The sequence below is a fragment of the Okeania sp. SIO2B3 genome, from assembly GCF_010672525.1.
Lineage (GTDB): Bacteria > Cyanobacteriota > Cyanobacteriia > Cyanobacteriales > Microcoleaceae > Okeania.
Window position 1 is genome coordinate 1 of sequence record NZ_JAAHGH010000036.1, and the last position, 20,084, is coordinate 20,084.

A 20,084-nucleotide genomic window follows, 5' to 3' on the forward strand; every position below is an offset into this window, starting at 1 on the left:
CCGCACTCGGCAGTGACGGATATGAACTAGCAAAAACCTACCCAGCAGATGAGGATTTAATTGATGTTTTAAGTCAAGCATCTGCTGTGAATAATGCTGGTCGTCGTACAGTTATTTATCTTGCTATCGTGGAGGGAAGCGTTAGACTACCGCCAAGGGAGCAGCACCCCGTGTTAGCGACAGCTATGCGAAGCAAAGCGTCAACCTGCCGAGGAGCTAGGGGAGGCGTTACTTATTTATAATGATGTGACTGACTACAAATCTCAGGTAAAACCTTTTTTGCCTCCAGACTTGTCTCGGTTTCGGGTACTGCTGACGACTCGTAAACATTTTGGTTCGGCATTTCGGGAGTTGCGTCTGGATGTGTTGAAACCTTTGGCGGCGATGGAGTTGTTAAAGTTTATATTGGGTAGAGATAGAGTTTTGCAGGAACCTTGGAAGGCAAGGGAGTTGTTGAAATGGTTGGGTTATTTGCCTCTGGCGATCAAATTGGTGGGGCGGTATTTGGATGAGTATTGGGAGTCTTTGAATAGGGATAATTTGGCTTTGACAAAAATGCTCCAGCGTTTACAGCGCAAAAGTCTGGAACATAAAGCGATGGAGGCTAATGAGTTGATTAATTATCCTCATGGTGTGGCAGAGGCGATCGCTTTGAGTTGGGATAGGTTAGATGAGGAGACTCAAGTAATAGGTTTGAGGTTGGGGTTGTATGCTTTGGCTCCTTTTCGTTTGTCGTTGGATGGGATAGAAGATGATGAGGAGTTGGAGGTGTGGGAAATTGCTATTGGGGATTTGGAAAATCTGCATTTGTTGAAGGGTGTTGAGTCTGGGGTTTATAGTTTGCATTCTTTGGTGCGGGAATTTTTGCAGATAAAATTGAGAGAATATTCGGAGGTGGATGAGTTGAAACGTGGTTTTGTTGTGGTGATGGTGGAGGCGGCAGATAAAATTCCCTATGACATTACACGGGAGCAAGTTGAGGAAGTTGAGGTTGATATTCCCCATATTGAGGAAGTAGCGGAAAATTTTACTGAGTATTTGAGTGATGATGATTTAATAGTTCCTTTTATGAGGTTAGGTCTGTTTTATGAAGGTCAAGGATTTTACTCCCAGGCACAACCTTGGTTAGAGAAAGGTAAAGAAATAGGAGAAAAACAGCTAGATAAAAATAATGCTGATATTGCGACTGTCTATAACAGCTTGGCAGGTTTATATAAATTTCAAGGGAGATATTCTGAAGCTGAACCTTTGTACTTAGAAGCTATAGAAATCTACAAAATAGCACGACCAGAAAATCATTCATCCCTTGCCACCTACCTCAACAACTTGGCAGGTTTATATGAATCTCAAGGGAGATATTCTGAAGCTGAACCTTTGTACTTAGAAGCTATAGAAATCTACAAAATAGCACGACCAGAAAATCATTCATCCCTTGCCACCTACCTCAACAACTTGGCAGGTTTATATGAATCTCAAGGGAGATATTCTGAAGCTGAACCTTTATACTTAGAAGCTATAGAAATCTACAAAATAGCACGACCAGAAAATCATTCATCCCTTGCCACCTACCTCAACAACTTGGCAGGTTTATATGAATCTCAAGGGAGATATTCTGAAGCTGAACCTTTGTACTTAGAAGCTATAGAAATCTACAAAATAGCCCTACCAGAAAATCATTCATCCCTTGCCACCTACCTCAACAACTTGGCAGGTTTATATGAATCTCAAGGGAGATATTCTGAAGCTGAACCTTTGTACTTAGAAGCTATAGAAATCTACAAAATAGCCCTACCAGAAAATCATCCATCCCTTGCCATCGACCTCAACAATTTGGCAGAATTATATAGTTCTCAAGGAAGATATTCAGAAGCTGAACCCTTGTATCAACAAGCTATAGAAATTGTCAAAATTTCCCTACCATCAAATCATCCTTATCTTGCCACCAGTCTCAACAATTTGGCAGAATTATATAGTTCTCAAGGAAGATATTCAGAAGCTGAACCCTTGTATCAACAAGCTATAGAAATTGTCAAAATTTCCCTACCATCAAATCATCCTTATCTTGCCACCAGTCTCAACAATTTGGCAGAATTATATAGTTCTCAAGGAAGATATTCAGAAGCTGAACCCTTGTATCAACAAGCTATAGAAATTGACAAAATTGCCCTACCAGAAAATCATTCAAGCCAAGCTAGAAACCTCAACAACTTGGCAGAATTATATAGTTCTCAAGGAAGATATTCAGAAGCTGAACCTTTGTACCTACAAGCTATAGAAATTGACAAAATTGCCCTACCAGAAAATCATCCAAGCCAAGCTAGAAACCTCAACAACTTGGCATTTTTATATCGTTCTCAAGGGAGATTTCAGAAGCTGAACCTTTGTACCTACAAGCATTAGATATTTTTGAACAAACATTAGGTCAGGAACATCCTAACACTAAAATTGTGCGAGAAAATCTCGAACGTTGTCGGCAACAACAATAGAGCTAGACAGGGGCTAGACAAGGATTTTGCCACAGATGCACGGACTATCTCAAATCCGGTAGCATCGGTGTAATTAGATAAAGAGTGTGGGGAGATGGAGAGGTAGGGAGACCGAGAGATAGGGAGATGAAGAGATGGGGAAATATTTGGTAATGGTTGAAGATGGAACATTTTTTTATACCGAATTAAACAGATTTGATATGAAGCCAAATAATTAATCCGTTTATCCGTGCCCGAATCTGTGTCTAGCTGCTGATAACTGAAAAGTCGCGTTAGCGGAGCAAGTGTGGCAGCTATATCGCTGATTTTTCCGACATTGATATTTTTTTGATCTATTGGACAATAGTTAGAATTGGCTGAATAATCATCAAAGTATTAACTGATATTGGTTTGAGCATTATTTTTAGGCTGCAAAAAAATGCCGTTGTTTGAGCTTTTTCCGACATTGATATTTGATTTATCTATTGGACAATAGTTAGAATTGGCTGAATAATCATCAAAGCATTAACTGATATTGGTTTGAGCATTATTTTTAGGCTGCAAAAAAGTGCCGTTGTTTGAGCTTTTTCCGACATTGATATTTGATTTATCTATTGGACAATAGTTAGAATTGGCTGAATAATCATCAAAGCATTAACTGATATTGGTTTGAGCATTATTTTTAGGGTGTAATTTCAGTTATCAGTTATTTTCCCAAGCAGTAGGGTGTGTTAGCGAAGCGTAACGCACCGCATATCTCAAATAGACATCTCCAGAAACTAAATTTTAGCCTGATAGTTACTAGGGTTTAAGATTAATTTGATGCCTAATATTTATATTTATAAGCTTACAGCACTTTTGAGGATAGTGAGGTACAGCTATAAGACTATTTATTCCTATATTCCCAGATGAGCTGTTGCCAGATGAGCTGTTGCCTAAAGCAATAAAACTTTGTACCTCATCAACTAGAAAACTGCTGTAAGATTAATTTTTGGAGATGTTTAATATCAAATCCGGTTAAACAGCCATAGAATGGTTAAGTGAGGAGGAGTCAGAACTCAGAACTCAGAACTCAGGAGGAGAAAGAATTACAAAGATGAGCGTAGTTATGACGATTGAAGAATTTTTTTATGTCCAATTACAGCGCTTTTCAAATTGATAAACCACATCTTCACAAGCAAAACCTTGTAGGGACGTTCCATGGAACGTCCCTACTGTGGTCTACCCAAATGAAAACCGCTGTAGACGCATTTGATATAATACTTCGGTGCGTTACGCTTCGCTAACACACCCTACTGCTCCCCATCCCCCCATCACCCCATCCCCCCATCACCCCTACTTCCCTTCACAAAGAAGCCGATCGCTTTCTTTAACATCAGGACTATTCTGCAAATAGTCGTGAACAACATCACAACCCCGTGCCAATAAATTATCTAAATCAAAGTTCCACAATATTGCTACTCGGTCTCTACCAACTGCACCGAGTATTTTACCATCTGGACTAAAGCTAACATCCATTACCCCTTCTCGAATACCTGCTAGACTCGCCAACTCTTCACCATCAAGAGTCCAAATTTTCACCGTACCGTCATCACTACCACTGGCGATAATTTTGCCGTCAGGAGTAAAACTCAGACTATTCACTTGACCTTGATGTCCTCTGAGAGTAGCGATCGCTTGACCTTCAGGAGTTAATAATTTAACTGTATTATCAGAGCAAGCTACAGCAAGAATTTTTCCATTTGTACTAAAACTAACCTTCTTCACAACACTACACAACCCTTCAAATTTTCCCAGTTCCTCACCTTCTATGCTCCATATTTTCAAGACAACCTTGCTCTCTCCACCAAAACCACCAGCAGCGATCGCTTTTCCATCCGGTCTAAAAGTCACCGTTCTGAGTTCAGAAATACCCCCTGGAATAGTCAATAGTTGTTGACCGCGAATATTCCACAATTTAATTGTTTTATCTAAGCTAGCAGTTGCCAACATTTTACCATCAGGACTATAGCTAATACTATAAACCCGATCCTTATGTCCGGAAAGAGTTGCATTACCCAAACCAGCCAAATTCCAAACTATTCCTATACCATCAGCACTTGCAGAAGCCACAGTTTGACTATCGGGACTAAAGTTCAAGCTATAAATACCACGTTTATGTCCTTTTAAACTTGCTAACTCCTCTCCATCTCGACTCCAAATTTTCACATTCTGGTCGTAACCCCCAGTAGCGATCATCTCAGCATCTGGGCTAAAACTAATAGCTGTGATATAACTGGTGTGTCCTTTGAGAGTAGGCAATTTCCGTTCTTGAAGATTCCAAAGTTTGATTGTATTGTCAGCACTAGCAGAAACAAGAGTTAATCGATCGTTACTCAAACTGAGACTACTAACCCAGGTACCATGACCTTTGAGAGTGGCTATTTCTCGACCATAATGAGTCCAGAGTTTAATTGTTCCATCAGAACTTCCAGAAGCAATAGTCTTGCCATCAGCACTAAAATTAACGCTGACAACTGGACTTTTATGACCTCTGAGAGTACCTATTTCTTGACCATCTATACTCCATACTCTCACAGTACTATCCCAACTTGCAGTAGCAATAGTTTTACCATCCTGACTCACACTCACACTCAAAACTCTGTCTTGAAAACCTTCGAGAATAGCCAATTGTTTGCCTTGAGAGTTCCATAACTTCACCGTTTTGTCTTCACTAGCAGAGGCTAATACTTTACCATAGCTGACACTGTAAATTTTATCCTGATGTGCTTGAATAGACTTCAATAGTTTCCCTTGAAGATTCCATAATTTAATCGTTCCATCTACGCCACCAGAAGCGATCGCTTTTCCATCTGGACTAAAACCCACACTATTAACTGCTCCTCGATGTCCTTTCATAGTTACTAATATTTTACCATTCTGGTTCCAGAGTTTTACAGTACCATCATCACCAGCAGAAGCTAACATTTTACTGTTAGGACTAAAGTCAATACTGTAAACAGCACCCTGATGTCCTTTTAAAGTAGCTAATTCCTTACCAGAGTTAGTCCAGAGTTTCACAGTACCGTCATCACTAGCAGAAGCAATTATTTTTCTATCTTTACTCACGCTGATGCTATTAACAGGTTGTGTATGTTCTGCAATAGTTCTGCGCGTACTCACACCATAAACAGTTTTGCGCAAAGCAATTAAAACTCGCATTCTTACATCTGCTGATACTTCTGAGGTATTGTATAATTTTGTGCCAGCTTTGATAGCAGTAAGTAAAGCATCAAACCGTTGGTTAGCAGTAAACTGATTTTCTGCGGATAAGCTCAAAGCATTAAGTTGGGAATTTAATTTCTCCTTTTCTGCCACTTGCCAATTAATCAAGGAAAACCCACTTAACCCACCTAAAATTAAAATTAATCCTATTACACTCCCGAACCGAAAATTGTTTTGAAAACGTTTGCGGTTGATACTTTTTTCGAGAAATTCTTTTGCTAATACAGAGACAAAAGCACTATCAGCATCACTTTCTAATAAACTTTCAGCTAAACTTAACTTGCGCCCACTTAGTAAGTATTTATCTGATTTATCTTTTTTCAGCCACCTTTGAGCATCAGCTTCCATACCAGGTTTTTGTTTAATTGCCTCCCGGTTTGACTCTACCCAAAAACTTAACTGAGACCAATGATGAATAATAGTATTATGAGCTAATTCTACTAATGTTACTGTTTGATTAGTGTTTTGATAGTTGGTAAATTTAGTAGTTATAATTAATCTCGCTTTTGCTAATTTTTTCAGTATTTTACTCACAACTGCTAATGATTGTTGAGGAGTAATTAAATCAGTTTTTAATACTCGTTTACAGCTTACTACTGTATCTTCATTTATTTGTACGAGTTTGAGAAATATCTGCTTTGCCACCTGACGCTCTCTAGCATTGAGGGAGTGATAAGTTGCATAAGCTTGTTTTTCTAGACAACCTTTTACACCACCTAAATTAATATATTGATTCAGAGTAAATTGATCGGTTCGACGCTGTCGCCATAGTTCTGTTAAAGTATATTGTAATAATGGTAAATTAGCATGACTTTCTGTATCTACAATCATTTGTTCGACTAATTCTGGCTGAATTTCTATACCTACTTGTTTCGCAGGTTCGGCGATCGCTTGTTGCAACTCCAGTCTAGTCATCGGTGTTACTGTCACTAAATGAGATTGAATTTGCCTCGCTAACCCAGAATATTCCTGCTCAAAGCATTTACCTAAAAATTCTGCCCCCATAGTAATAATTAACAGAAATGTACTAGCATAAGCATTATCTTGGTAATTTTTGTCTATTGCTCCCATCAAACATTCAAAAAATTGTTGTCTCTCTATTTTGTCTAAGCACAGAGTAAAAACTTCCTCAAACTGGTCTACTACCATGACTATTCTAGGTGCTTGAGTATTTTGCAACACTTGTCTAAACCCACTAGCACCCCGATCAATTAATTCTTCGATTTCTATAGGTGAATAAATTATACGTTCAACTTCAGCCTTTTTTATCTCTTGCTCTAGGTTTTCATTGTGATAATTTTTGATTTTAGGAGGTAATGTAGCACCGGACTTTCTTTGTTCTGGCGATCGCCTAGGGGTTCCTCTTATTTCTGGTGCTGGTGGTGGAGGTGGATCGGGAATAGGTGATTTTGGCGGTCGCTTTTTTTGTTGATGCTGCTGAGAATTAGTAGTGTAAAGTTGTAATAATTCTTCCTCTGGAGTTGTTGTTTCTTCTATTGTCGGTGTTAACAATGTCTGTAGTTGATAATCTACAAACGCTGCTGCTAAATTTTTTAAAGGATGTTCTCCTGGTCTAATAATTAATATTGGCCAAGTGTTGCTCCCCGATAATCTTTGTCCTAGTTTAAGTTGATATAATAACCCTGCTTTTACTACACTTGATTTACCAATTCCACTAGCTCCGACTACTGCTAAAAAATTCCGAGAACGAACCTTTTCTAAAAGTACATTTGTCAAAGTTTTCCGACCATAAAAATATTTAGAATCTTTATCGTTAAACTCAAATGCAGCTAATCCTTTATAAGGGCAAACTCCCGCCGTCAAATCTGGATTTTCTGTCGCTTCTTTTTCCCCTGTCAAAATAATTTCATTCCCAGAATTATTAAATACTGGATGTATAGTAGAAAGATTTAGTTGTCGATTTATGTAGTCTATTAAATTATAATTTGTTACGCAAAAATTTGAATAATTTTCTGGCTCTAATGCTTCTAATAAACAATTTGTGAGAAAGCCATGTTCTGAATTTATTTGTGTTGTATAAACTTCTGCTTCTTGAGAAACAAAAATATAACACCTATCATTATAAGTTGATTCTATATTACTAAGAGTTGTTTGTAAGAAGTCAATTTGTTTTTCCTGATGGTAACAGTCTAACCATACTATTTGTTGTTTGACAGGAGATTTTTGTAATAATTGACTTAACCAATGTAGTGAAATTCCCCATTTTCCTTTTTCAGGGTTCGTATCACTGGTTGCTAAAAATCCTTCTTGAACCCCCCCTTGTTCATCTAATAAACTATTTCCCACAAAAAACAATAAAGCAGTTTCAGGAATATTATCTAGAGGATTAAATAATTTAGAAATAGCCTCTTTCAAAGCATTTATTTCACAGTTTTTAATCTTAGGAAGAGGGTCTACTTGCCAAGAACCCTCTATATTTGCCCCTGGAAAACGCTGCACTTGAAAATTGCCATAAGTTTCTAATAGTTGAGCGATCGCCTCTGCATCTGCTGCTGGTTTAATCAAATTTCGGGGTTGAGCAGAGCTATCTTTCAGCAAAGGATAATGATTGATACCCACTACTAATGCTTTTCGGTTCATGCACGGTAGCCCATTTTAGTCGATAACTGGCCAGTTTATTATAATACCAATTTTATGTTAGGCTGCACAGAATTATCAAATTCACAATTGGGACTCTAGCTCCTTTTCTTTAAGAAATGTTAAAATATTGCCAATTTTCAGAATTGGTAAAAGCATAATTTATTTACTAAATACTGCAAAGTTTGCTACACTTTTATTGTTATTTATAAATACTACTTACAGGGGTGAGTCATAGATTTATTATTATTATTATTATTATTATTATTGCCTTCTAACTGTAGCTTCAAAATAAAAAAAAAGATATTTTCTACCTGAAAATAAATATACACATATACAAATTTTTTGTTTGACAAGAGAATAAATTCTGATACTATGTTAGTGTTTGATATCAAACTACTTTTTCAAACTATCAGAAGAGATAGAATATAAGTGCCAATGGTACGGTTGTGAGTTAGTAGTAGTTGATAGATTCTTTTCATCAAAAAAGACTTGTTCTAACTGCGATCTTGTCCAAGATATGCCATTAAACCTGAGAACTTATGATTGTCAATCTTGTGGCTTATCATATAGATAGAGGCTTAAAGGCAAGTATCAATTTAAGAAATGCGGTCGGGCAAGACCCGTGGATGCCTGTGGATGAGTAACCGCTAACGGTAGGGACGTTGCATGCAACGTCCGTACAGCAGGAAGTAAACATTAAAAGATCGCGCTTATGACGTTTTATATCAGTTTTATGAAGCAGTTTATTTTCAAGCAACGAATCATAAAAATAGGGACCGCTATGGCGATGTCCTTAACGCTCTGGGTAGCAGGAATGCTGCCTTGGCTCCCTACAGCTGCAGCATTGGCCGAAACAACTCAGCCTCCTAACATTTTGGTCATTTGGGGAGATGACATTGGTTGGCAGAACGTATCTGCTTACGGTATGGGGACGATGGGATATACCACGCCAAACATCGATCAGATTGGTAACGAAGGAATTCGCTTCACCGATCACTACGCCCAGCCAAGCTGCACAGCGGGACGAGCAGCATTTATTACAGGTCAGTATCCCATCCGTTCTGGTATGACCACCGTGGGACAACCTGGAGACTCCCTCGGTCTCAAAGCGGAATCACCCTCTCTGGCAGAAGTGCTGAAGGAGCAAGGTTATAGAACCGGTCATTTTGGTAAAAACCACCTGGGCGATCGCAATGAACATCTGCCGACTGTCCACGGGTTTGACGAATTTTTCGGTAATCTCTACCACCTCAATACCCAAGAAGAAGCTGAACAGCGGGACTATCAAAACTTTGGTGAGCAGTATTCGGGTAGCCTAGAAGAATATGAAAAGAAGTTTGGCACGCGAGGCGTAATCCACTCCTTTGCGACAGATACTTTTGATAGTAGCGTAGATCCTCGTTTTGGAGTCGTGGGTTATCAAACAATCGAAGATACCGGTCCTCTTTACCGAGAGCGGATGAAGAATTTTGATGGAGAGGAAGTAATTCCCAGAGCGCTTCACTTCATGGAAGACTCCAAAGCTCAGGATAAACCGTTTTTTGTCTGGTTGAACACCAGTCGTATGCACCTTTACACTCGGCTAAATGAGGAATGGCGCTACGCAGCCGAAGACTATACCAGTGAATCTGATTATCACGGTAGCGGGATGCTTCAGCATGACCACGATATCGGTGTTATCCTAGATTTCCTTAAAGACAACGGTTTAGATGAGAACACCATCATTTGGTATTCCACAGACAATGGCCCCGAACATTCCGCTTGGCCTCATGGTGCAACCACACCCTTCCGAGGTGAAAAAATGACGACTTACGAAGGTGGAATTCGTGTGATTTCCATGCTCCGATGGCCGGAGCAGATCCAGCCAGGTCAGATACTCAATGGTATTCAGGCTCACCAAGATATGTTCACCTCCTTTGCTACTGCGGCTGGTGTACCTGATGTAGTAGAGCAGATGAAGACTGAAAAAAATCAGTACATTGATGGGGTTAACAATCTTGATTACTGGACTGGCGAGACGGACAAGTCAAACCGCAACTTACTGTTCAACTATTACGAAAGTATCTTGACCGGAGTGCGAATGGGACCGTGGAAGTTCCACTTTTCCACTAAGGAGGACTACTACGCCAATCTTGTTCCTCGTACTATGCCCCTAATATTCAATCTACGGATGGACCCGTTTGAGAGCTATGACAGCATAGATGCTTACGGACACCTTACACAGAAAGTTTCATGGCTTTTCCAACCCATCAGCGAACAGTTAGGCGAACACATTAAAAGCTTGATTGAATATCCCCCGGTACAAAGTGGAAAATCCTTCAATTTGTCGAGTGTCATTGAAGATGCCAGTGAGACTATCAAGGATCAAGATATCTGGGATGCTATCGAGGACATTAACGACCAACTTGGTGGGCTGACGAGTAAGGGTTTGCAGTAGTCTGTAGATTACTCAATCTGCGACTGTTGAATTAAACAGCTAGCCATTAGAAATAGGATGTCGAAGTTTTGTTATCGCTTCGGCATCCAATCTCACAAAAATTGGCAATGAATTCGACTTAACCTCCAGGCTATAGCCAGCCTGGATATTTTCTATCTCACATCAAATCTGTTTAATTGGACATAAAAAAATTCTCCAATCGCTATAACTACGCTCATCTTGTCTTATCTTTCTCCTCCTGAATCCTAAAGAGTCAACCTATCTATAACTTTTTAACCGGATTTGATATCACATCAAATAAATGAGGTTTCTCTGTTCAAAGCTATTCTCCTCGTTCAGCGAAATAATTCTGCGACTCAAATGATGGATAATTCTCAAAATTATATTCAAAAACTCCTAATTGTTCTCAGTTTTTTTATTCTTACCGTTACTATTTTTAGTCCGAGTGCGTTTGCCGTACCCTCTTCAACTTGTCCCGAAAATATGGTTTTCATTCCGGGAGGGGAGTTCAAAATGGGGTCGGAACAACCAGAATTTATCGAAGAACTACCTGTTGAAGATGTGACTGTCAGTTCATTTTGCATTGACTCCCACGAAATTACTAACGCCCAATTTACTAAGTTTGTTGAAGATACAGGTTACGTTACCGTAGCCGAACGTCCGCTATCAAAAGAACAATTTCCTGATTTACCAGATGACCAGCGATCGCCTGGTTCTCTGGTTTTTGAACCTCCCGCAGAAGGCATTCAACAAGTTGCTTATCTGAGTTGGTGGCATTGGGTTGTGGGCGCAAACTGGCAACATCCCTACGGCCCCGATAGCAATATTAGGGGGAAAGAAAAACATCCCGTTGTTCATATTGCCTACGAAGACGCCTTAGCTTACGCCAAGTGGGCAGGAAAACAACTTCCCACCGAAGCTCAATGGGAATACGCTGCCAGAGGTGGTTTAAAAGAATCTACTTACACCTGGGGTAAAGAATATTCTGCCAAAAAAGCCAACACCTGGCAAGGAATTTTTCCCTTTCTAAATACCAAAGCAGACGGCTACTTGGGAACTGCTCCCGTTGCTTCGTTCAAGTCGAATGGTTACGGTTTGTATGACATGACAGGTAACGTTTGGGAATGGACAGCCGACTGGTATCAAGTTGAACGAAAGGATATGGCTCATAGCGTTAACCCAGAAGGTCCCAGGCAAGCCGAAAGTTTTGACCCCAAAAAACCTGGTGAGGGTGCGGTACACGTCATTAAAGGTGGTTCTCACCTCTGTGCGCCGAACTATTGCAGTCGATACCGTCCGGCTGCACGGGAGTCTCAGTCACCCGATACTGGAACCACTCACATTGGTTTTCGCCTTGTCAAAAATTTGGGCTAACTAAATAATTAATAATTAATAATGAATAATTAATAATTAAACGATTTAGCTCGGATACTCCAGCCAGTAGGGTGCGTTATATCAAATCCGGATAATTAATATACCCAAGTCATTGCGAGTGGAACGGAGTGTAAGGAAGCAATCTGGCATTGGGCGTAAGTCTCGCAAGGTGTTGAAGCGACTCAATAAGCGTCGCCAGGACAAAAAGTGTGATTGTTAATCGTAATCAAAGTTAGGTTTTGATAGTGGGAATCGTTTTCAACTGACTTTTGTCTTCCGCCTAGCGGTATAGTGTGGCGATCGCTCTATCAACTTCAAAAATGCAAAACTCCAAGTAGTAAAACCTATCTGGGTTTTTTTTTATCTAATACCAAATCCGGTTTTCATACTCGTTTTATCCAAACAGCTTTTCTTCTGTCGTGTCAAGCTTAAAACAGGGGAATAGGAAAATGGCAAAATCTAAGCTATATTATATTGTTTTTGCCAAAATCCTAATACAACATTTTAAGTCACAATAGCAAGAAACCCTTCTTTCTCCTGCCTTCTACCCTCTGCATTTCTTCCACCAAAGTATAAGTATTCAAGCGGACATGATATGATAAACTTACGGCTCGCTATGCGAAGGCAACAAAAAGTGAATCGACGGACATTTCGTCCAAAGTTCAACGTTATTGTTTAGAGGTTTTTCTTAATGATTTTAAATCGTATTTGGAAGCATCTGTGGAGGAAGGTCGTGGTTATTGCGATCGCCACTACCTTTTTTTTGAGTGTCGCTGTCCCCCCGGCGACAGCATGGAACCTATTCGACTTCTTCAAAGGGTTTGACTGGTTTAGCAAATCCGAACCCGCTCCCACCAGCACCGCTGCTGACTCAGAGGCCACAACCTTCACCCTGCAACTTCTCCATGCTTCCGACTTTGAAGCTGGCCTGGAAGCTCTGGAAGACGCGCCTCGTTTTTCAGCCGTCCTCAATGCTCTCAAAGACGACTATCCCAATACCCTTTTCCTTTCCTCTGGAGATAACTACATTCCCAGCCCCTTCCTGTTTGCGAGTGGCGACCCGACCATGAATGACACCCCTGTGGGTAAAGCGGGCATCGGCCACGCCGATATCGAAATCCTTAACCAACTGGGCCTTCAAGCCTCCACTTTTGGCAACCACGATTTCGATCTCGGTACTAAGGAAGTGAGCGATATCATTCAACCTTCTGGGGAATATCGTGGGGCATTGTTTCCTTATCTGAGCGCCAACTTGAATTTTGGTACAGACCCCGACTTGGCATACCAGGTGACGGAAAACGGACAAGAGATTAGCACGCTGGCAGCAGGAGAATTAGCAGGAACGGCGATCGCTACTGTTGGTGGGGAAGAAATCGGCATCGTTGGTGCAAGCACACCATTGTTACCTGCTATCGCCTCTACAGGTGAGGTGATCGTACTCCCTGAAAATGACACTGACTACGATGCACTGGCTGCTGATATTCAGGCTGCTGTAGATGAGCTGACGGCAACGGGCATCAACAAAGTGATTCTTTTGTCCCATATGCAACAGTTGAATATCGAGCGCGACGAACTTGCACCCCGCCTCCGAGATGTGGATATCCTCGTTGCGGGTGGTTCCCATACGTTGCTGTCTGATGAAACAGACCGCCTCCGCACTGGAGATACTAGCGCCGGTCCTTATCCTATTCTCAAAACTGATGCAGACGGAAACCCGATCGCTGTAGTCAACACGAAAGCCAACTATACTTATGTGGGTCGCCTGGTGGTAGACTTCGATGCCGAAGGTCTCCTTATTCCCAGTAGCATCGACCCTAGCATCAGTGGAGCTTATGCCGCCGACGAAGAGGGGGTTGCAGCCACTGGTGGCACCCCAGACCCGGAAATCGTGGAAATCATTGATACCCTCCATGGAGTCATTGCTACCCAGGATGGTAATATTTTTGGCAACACAACGGTTTTCCTACGGGGCGACCGCAGCTATGTCCGCACTGAAGAAACCAATCTGGGCAATCTGACTTCCGATGCCGATCTTGCCTATGCCAAAACGATTGATGCTACAACACGTATTGCTTTGAAAAATGGAGGTAGTATCCGTTCCAACATAGGTATCATCAACGCTGCAAGCGGTAGCACCGATCCCAATGACTTTGAACTGTTGCCCCCAGAAGCAAATCCGGAGGCAGGGAAAGCAGAGGGAGAAGTGTCCCAACTTGATATCAACAACTCTCTCCGGTTCAACAATGGACTCACCCTGATTACCCTTACAGCAGAACAACTCTTACAGACACTCGAACATGGGGTTGCAGGGACAGCTCCTGGTGCAACACCTGGCCAGTTTCCACAAGTAGGGGGTTTGAAGTTTAGCTTCGATCCAGAACTTCCTGCTGGTGATCGTATTCTCTCTTTAGTCGTTTTGGGCGATGGCGAATCTGATGTTGTAGCTGAAAATGGGGAATTAGTCGGCGACCCCAACCGCACCTTCCGTGCGATTACCGTTAACTATCTCGCTGACGGTGGCGACAGCTATCCTTACCCCAGTTTTTTGAGTGCCGATCCGGTTTTGTTTAATCGTGTCGACCTCTTAGGTGAGCCAGATAGCGACAGCGATGGAAATTTTGAACCAGAAGAGGACCTCAACAAAAACGGGGTGAGGGATGAAGCGATTGCAGAAGCTGTCGATGGCGTTGCTGACTTCACTCCTTTCGGCACTGAGCAGGACTCACTTGCGGAATACTTCTATCAAGTTTTTCCTACAGCAGACACTGCCTTTAGCCAAGCGGATGGGGGACCTGACTCTGACGAGCGGATTCAGAACCTAGCGTTCCGGGAAGATACAGTAATTTCTCAATAGAGCAATTTTTAGGCGATCGCTTCCCCGATGCGATGCGATCACCTCTCAAAACCTAAACCTTTCGGAGGCCATTAATATCATGTCCGGTTGACCAGTTATAAATAAACTACGGAGGAGTCAGGAGTCAGGAGGGAAGAAAGGAGAAGAGAAGGAGAAAGTTTTTTTATCACTAATTATCCGGACATGATATAACCTAATTCCTTACGCACATACATCCGCAGAACGGAGAGGGAGTAGCAGTGCACCGTGGAACATAACCGTTCTACACTGAACATCTTTAGGAAAGCATGGGGAGCCTTCTGGTCCTCCACAGACACAAAAACCACTTTCTGACTGCGAAGAGAACTTCTCTTGGTCGCCTACGAGTGATCAAGGTTAAAAGGATTCATTTTTCCATTCTATTTGGTCGCATGTTGGGAGGATGGCTGTATCAATTCCTCTTAAGGATGGTTTATCGTTGATCCTCAATTGCCAATATTTTTTGAATCCAGGGCCGTTCCCGCCTATAGTGGTTACTAAATCTCCAAAAGGACTACTTGTATTTGTTTCATAGGTGAAAGTGCTGTCCACAAACTTTGCATTCTTCATCGCTAAACTTACGGTCTCATTTTCGATCCAAGGCACGTTTTGGATGTCGTAAATTTTTTCTCCATTTAGTTCGACGTTTATTGAGACAGTTTTAGACGCAGGAGGGCATTGAGAAATTGCCTTCGCAGACAATTCTGATTCTGCCGTAGCAGATGGCTGTAGGAATAGATTGAATGCTAACATTGCCACCGTCATTATGACTATTGCTAGCAGTTTTTCCCAGCTTTTATTCTTAATTTTTTGAATTTTCGCCTCTTTTTCTATGGCTTATTGATTTTCTGTAGACTGCTTGTCAAAACAGTGATCGTCTCCTTGAATTAGGTATGGGGAAATTTTAACACTCACCAAAGGATCGAGTCAATAGATATTATTAGCTGAGTCATTTGCTTTCAAAGCGATCGCCGTCCTCTTAAGTTCCTGCATCTTTTTCAGGATAATTGTTTCATCCATAAGCTATTGGTGATTATTTGTCAACTACAATCTCTAATATTTAAGAAAAAATAAATTTTTGACATTAAAAAAGGATGTGATAAGATTTGAAGTAAAGGCAATCACAGCAAGCAACTAACTAATATTATTTGATTGCAATGGCCTTCAAGAAAGTTCAATTGTTCACCTTCAAAGCAAACATCAAAGCAAACAAGAGTTCTTATGTTCAACCTAACTCGCCATCGTCTATTTAAGATGGCAGCAAGTGTATTCCTGAGTTTTACACTTCTGTTTGTATCAAGCATTCAACCAGCTTTAGCATTAGTATCATCAACTGCTCAATATCCTGTTGATAATATTGATGGCATTATTGCCGATGTTCCCACAGGCGAACGTTGGCTTCAACATTTAGAAGAAGACTTGCTTCCATTTTGGACAATGGACGAAGCACTGGGCGATCCTGTTGGCAATTACCCGACTTATCGATGCAATGACGGGTCTTTGTACAGTTGGAGAAATCCCTGTCCAGAACTTGAAAATGCTGACTCCAGTATTGTCAAGCCAGAACGAGAATACATCAGGGCAAAATCAAGACAAATCTTTGCCTATGGTGTTGCTTACCATCTAACCGGAAAGAGCGAATACCTACAATTTGCTCAAGATGGAGTAGATTATTTACGCGAATATGGTTTAGCCCCAGAAGGTGGTGCTTACACTTACTTTGAAGATGGAGTTGGCCTACCAAGTAAAGATCGCCGGATCAGTCAAGATATGGCTTATGCTGTTGCTGGTCTAGGATTTTACTACTATCTTACCCGCGATACCGATGTATTAGCAGATATCGTTGCCCTCAAAGACTATATTTTTGAGACCTATTACGATGCAGAATGGGATTTACTTGCGTGGGCACATGAGGATTATGTGGATTACGTTGATGAGAACGGTAAGGAAGAAAAAGTTAGTAAGGATCAACGGGAATTAGTATCTCAACTTGACCAAGTTTATGGTTATATGTTGTTGCTCACTCCCACATTGCCTGAATTTTTTAATGGCAAATCCCTCCGCTCCCAATGGGAAGATGACTTGGTGCATCTAGCCAGAATTATGAGCGAGCAGTTCTATACACCAGACAACAATATTTTCTTTGGAGCAATTACCGATCCGAGCAAACAAAGGTTAGGAACAGATCATACAGATTTTGGTCACTCCATTAAAACCTTATGGTTGATCTATGAAATCGGTAAATTAACTGGACATTACGAACTCACAGCTTTTGCTCAAGAAAAAGCACCTTTAATTTTTGAAGAAGCTTTCCTAGAAGATGGAACTTGGGGTCGTCGAATCAATCAATATGGTCAATTAGAAACTGATAAAGAATGGTGGATTTTAGCAGAGTTGGATCAAACTGCTGCTACATTCAGTTTGCGCGATCCTTCCTACGCTAAATACTTGCCTACCAGCTATGCTTATTGGTTTAAGTATATGATAGACCATGAACATGGTGGTACTTGGCACTGGGTAAGTGCTAAGAATAATCTTCCCGACTTGAGTCTACCTAAGCAACACTCCTGGAAAAATGCTTTCCACAGCTTTGAGCACGATCTGGTTGGTTATATTACTGGTCAAGCAATTCACAACCTACCTGTCACTTTGTATTTTGCTTTCCAGGAAATTCCTGAGAATACTCAAATTCGTCCTTACCTATTTGCGGCTAAAGTTCAATCCATGATCGAACCTCTGAAGCGCAATGGGAGAAAGATTCGTCCGGTTCGGGGTTCAACTCAACAAATGGTTACATTAGTTGACGTTCGATAAACCCTAAATCTCAAGATATAGTTGCTAATTGAGCAACTATATCTTTGCAACGTTCCTACAATTGTTGTGATTTTGAGTGTTTAGTTGACCACATCTGAAAAGTTTTCTCAAGTTTCAAGAAATTCACTCAAGGAGAATATCATGGGATTACCAAACAAAGAAGACATTCAACCATTTATCCAGCAACTGAGAACTTGGTACGAGAATGATGTCTAATTAGGACTTGCTGATTAAATCTCAAAGTTTTTACAGATAAAGGTAAGTGCCTTTTTAAGTATCAAAAAGTGCGAGGTTTTAGGCGACTCAGGTTCAAAATCTTAGGATTTTGGTCAAGAGTTGGGCAGAAAAATCAAGGGATGATTCTTTCTACTATCTCCTCTATAATTCCCATTTATCCAGTATAGCTGTCTCCTGTCTCCTACCCCTACCACTCATACTTTCCATACGCAAACCCTAATTATAAATAGCCTTAAATTCAGACAACTTGTTATATCATGTCCGGTTGAATAGTTATAGTTAGAGATCGTAGTAGGGATTGAGCAAAAAGATAGATATTTAATGGGCTAAATATCTACTACAAACAAAAACTTTTTTATCACTTATTATCGAAACATGATATTACCTATAAAGTAGAAACAGGAATCGTATTTATGGACACAAAAAATCGTTTGGCTTTCAGTTTTCTAATAACGTGGGTTTGTACCTGCTTGCTGGCAGTAATGATTGGACTAACATCCAATCCTACTCCTGCCAAAGCAGATGTTATCTACCACGCTTTCGATGAATGTTTTGCCAATGTCACAGCAAAACTGCCTGAAGTTCAAGCAGCAGGATATAACTATATTCAAATTTCGCCTCCCAATAAAACGCCATCACGGGAAGATGATGCCTGCACTTCAGATAAATACTGGTACATTCAGTATCAGCCATTTGATTATGTTCTGGAAGGAAACCTAGGAAATGAGCAAGATTTAAAGAATTTGATTGACGCTGCTCACGAACGAGGAATTAAAATTATTGCTGATGTGGTCTTTAATCACATGGCTAATTATCGTTTTTATCAAGATGTTGCACCTTTCCCTGAAGCATATCCGCTCTACCCAAAAAAAGAATATTTCCACGAGGCAAAATGTATCGCCAACTATAATAATTCCTACGAAGTTGAAAATGATTGGTTATGCAGTCAAAATGACAAGGAAGGATTGCCAGATTTAAGGACTGACTTACCTTATGTGCAACAGAAACAGCATGAATATATGCAAAAACTGATTGCTCTTGGAGTAGATGGGTTCCGCTTTGATGCTGTCAAACACATTTCTGTTGAAGATTTGGAGAAGATAGTTGCAGTTATCCCTGAAGATAAGTTTTTCTATGGTGAAGCTATCGGTCGTAACTTTGACGAGAGCATGAAATATATTCCAGTGTTTCCCAAAGTAACAGATTTTCAATTGGTCAATACCTTGAAAAGTGCTTTTGTTTACGGGGGAGACTTACGCTCTCTAGTTAATCCAGCAGATACTCAGCGTGCTGTACCTGGAGAAAATGCGGTCACCTTTGCTCGTAACCACGACACTTGGGCAATAGGACAGTTTGATAATTGGAAATTTGACAAGAACGATTTAGTTTTAGCAACAGCTTACGTTTTAGGGAGAAAAGAAGGAACGCCATTGATTTTAACTTTTGATGCTTTTGAACCTACAATTGTTGCTGGTACCAAATTTCACGAAAAAATGATGGGAGAATCTCAATACTATCGCAATGGTAACGAAATTGCTGATAGTGCAGACAGTCCTAATTTACTCTTTATCGAGCGTGGAGATAAAGGTTTAACCATTATTAATAAAGCTGGTGAAACATTTGATGTCAGTGCTGCTAAAATGCCTGGTTTAGGAGTTGGTTGTTACAACGAACTACAGTACGACTTTGAAATGTGTGTAGACTATGGCGGTGACGGTCAGAAGTACATTAACAAGTGGGGTTCCCCTAATCGTGGTGGAATTGAAATCGGTCCCCGTACCGCATTGTTCTTTGTCAAAAATGAGGTTTAAGTCCTCTCTTTGATGACCAGACCAGATTAATATTGGTGAGTCAGGCGATCGCGATGGTCAACGATCTGATGCTGGCATATCATAATAACTTGGCAGTTTCAAAACCCATTGACTGACTGTAATTCCAGCAAGTGAGCGATCGCTTCCTAACCAGAGGCGATTGCTTCAAAAAAACCAAGGCTGAGAAATTCCCTTCTGCTGAAGTTATA

General features: G+C 40.7%; 11 protein-coding genes. 9 read left to right on the plus strand and 2 right to left on the minus strand.

Annotated elements, in window-relative coordinates; translation table 11 throughout:
* Together F6K15_RS21265 and F6K15_RS21270 are read left to right on the plus strand one after the other, a co-directional pair.
* On the plus strand, positions 1–242 hold a 242-nt coding region (locus F6K15_RS21265), incomplete at its 5' end, for a hypothetical protein (RefSeq protein ID WP_293063993.1).
* Between the two features lie 4 nt (positions 243–246).
* Positions 247–2,400 carry a tetratricopeptide repeat protein gene (locus F6K15_RS21270; RefSeq protein WP_293063995.1) on the plus strand — a complete coding sequence of 718 codons (2,154 nt, stop codon included), beginning with the start codon at positions 247–249 and terminating at the stop codon, positions 2,398–2,400.
* Between the two features lie 1,400 nt (positions 2,401–3,800).
* Here F6K15_RS21270 and F6K15_RS21275 read toward each other — a convergent pair.
* Entirely contained in the window at positions 3,801–8,330 is a 4,530-nt protein-coding gene (locus F6K15_RS21275; RefSeq protein WP_293063998.1) for a caspase family protein, read from the minus strand.
* A gap of 382 nt (positions 8,331–8,712) precedes the next feature.
* On the opposite strand from F6K15_RS21275, the gene F6K15_RS38525 reads away from it, so the two are divergent.
* From F6K15_RS38525 to F6K15_RS21290, 4 genes are all read left to right on the plus strand, one after another.
* Positions 8,713–8,904: a zinc ribbon domain-containing protein gene (locus F6K15_RS38525; RefSeq protein WP_363268420.1), complete on the plus strand. Its 192-nt coding sequence runs from the start codon at positions 8,713–8,715 to the stop codon at positions 8,902–8,904.
* 138 nt (positions 8,905–9,042) lie between these two features.
* Entirely contained in the window at positions 9,043–10,767 is a 1,725-nt protein-coding gene (locus F6K15_RS21280) for an arylsulfatase (protein WP_293064001.1), read from the plus strand.
* A gap of 282 nt (positions 10,768–11,049) precedes the next feature.
* Positions 11,050–12,141 carry a formylglycine-generating enzyme family protein gene (locus F6K15_RS21285; protein ID WP_293064003.1) on the plus strand — a complete coding sequence of 364 codons (1,092 nt, stop codon included), beginning with the start codon at positions 11,050–11,052 and terminating at the stop codon, positions 12,139–12,141.
* A 691-nt stretch (positions 12,142–12,832) separates the two neighbouring features.
* A complete protein-coding gene (locus F6K15_RS21290; protein ID WP_293064006.1) occupies positions 12,833–14,995 on the plus strand; it encodes a bifunctional UDP-sugar hydrolase/5'-nucleotidase in 2,163 nt (720 codons plus the stop codon).
* A gap of 375 nt (positions 14,996–15,370) precedes the next feature.
* Here the strand turns inward: F6K15_RS21290 and F6K15_RS21295 are convergent, their stop codons facing one another.
* A complete protein-coding gene (locus F6K15_RS21295; RefSeq protein ID WP_293064009.1) occupies positions 15,371–15,778 on the minus strand; it encodes a DUF4430 domain-containing protein in 408 nt (135 codons plus the stop codon).
* Positions 15,779–16,234: 456 nt separating this feature from the next.
* Between F6K15_RS21295 and F6K15_RS21300 the strand changes: the two genes are divergently transcribed.
* From F6K15_RS21300 to F6K15_RS21310, 3 genes are all read left to right on the plus strand, one after another.
* On the plus strand, positions 16,235–17,827 hold the full coding sequence (locus tag F6K15_RS21300) for an AGE family epimerase/isomerase (RefSeq protein ID WP_293064011.1): 1,593 nt from the start codon (positions 16,235–16,237) through the stop codon (positions 17,825–17,827).
* Between the two features lie 84 nt (positions 17,828–17,911).
* A complete protein-coding gene (locus F6K15_RS21305) occupies positions 17,912–18,043 on the plus strand; it encodes a hypothetical protein (protein WP_293064014.1) in 132 nt (43 codons plus the stop codon).
* Positions 18,044–18,477: 434 nt separating this feature from the next.
* Positions 18,478–19,875: an alpha-amylase family glycosyl hydrolase gene (locus F6K15_RS21310; protein ID WP_293064016.1), complete on the plus strand. Its 1,398-nt coding sequence runs from the start codon at positions 18,478–18,480 to the stop codon at positions 19,873–19,875.
* Positions 19,876–20,084 lie beyond the last annotated feature (209 nt).